The sequence below is a fragment of the Alcanivorax sp. HI0044 genome, assembly GCF_001634945.1.
The window spans coordinates 1-1111 of record NZ_LWEZ01000348.1 but is presented as its reverse complement, the minus strand read 5'-3'; the positions used below and the strand labels follow the sequence as shown (position 1 = coordinate 1111).

Sequence of the window (1111 nt, the reverse complement as noted above, 5' to 3'; positions counted from 1 at the left end):
GCCACGCTTCGCTGGCGACACTCTGCCGCAGAGCAAAACCGGCATGGCGGTCTCCCTGGCTGACAAGATCGATACATTGGTGGGCATCTTCGGCATCGGCCAGAAGCCCAGCGGAACCAAAGACCCCTACGCGCTGCGCCGTGCCACCCTCGGCGTGTTGCGCATCATTATAGAAAATGAGCTGGCCCTGGACCTGCGCGAACTGCTGGACCAGGCCGCCGCCCAACTGGGTGAGCGCATCGATTCCAATCAGGTGGAAGACGCCTTCGACTTTATCAAGGGTCGCTACCGCGCCATCTACCAGGAACAGGGCATTGCCACCCCGGTGATCCTGTCGGTGCTGGCCATTGACGAGGCCTGCCGAAAACCACTGGATTTCGACCGTCGAGTAAAAGCCGTGGCCGCCTTCCAGCAACGCGAAGAAGCCCAGGCGCTGGCTGCCGCCAACAAGCGGGTATCCAATATTCTCGCCAAGCTGGACAGCGCACCCCCGGAAGAAATCGATGGCGCCCTGCTGGAAGATGAGGCCGAAAAGACCCTCACCAACATGGTGGTCGCTGCCTTCGAACAGTCCTACGAACTGCTGGAGGCCGGCGACTATGCCAGCGTGCTGGAAATGCTGGCAGACCTGCGCGAGCCGGTGGATGCCTTCTTTGATACCGTCATGGTGATGGCAGAGGATGAGGCAGTCCGCAATAACCGGCTGGCACTGCTGGCGTTCCTGCGTGACCTGTTCCTGAACGTGGCGGATATCAGCCTGTTGCAAGAGTAAGACGCAGCACGCTAAACCAAAGGCCGCTTGATCAGCGGCCTTTGTGTATATCGCGGTAGGAGCGGCGCTTGAGCCGCGAACAACCCCAAGACTGTTATCACTACAGAAACCACCGAGGCTCCCGAAAGTGATGCCTGTGTGTCTTATAGTGATTCAAAGTCCGATTCGCGGCTCAAGCGCCGCTCCTACGGTAAAGAGAGAAGACAAGCCCCATGAACAAACTCATCATTCTGGATCGCGACGGGGTCATCAACGAGGACTCTGATGCCTACATCAAGACCGTGGACGAGTGGATTCCCATCCCCGGCAGCATCGAGGCCATCGCCCGGTTGAGTAAAG

General features: G+C 58.9%; 1 protein-coding gene and 1 pseudogene. Both read left to right on the top strand.

What is annotated here, in order from left to right:
* Positions 1–772 (top strand): glycine--tRNA ligase subunit beta (locus tag A3730_RS04285; RefSeq protein ID WP_156500887.1); only part of this gene is annotated, 772 nt, incomplete at its 5' end.
* A gap of 212 nt (positions 773–984) precedes the next feature.
* Positions 985–1111: pseudogene (locus tag A3730_RS04280) on the top strand (D-glycero-beta-D-manno-heptose-1,7-bisphosphate 7-phosphatase); the annotation flags it as partial.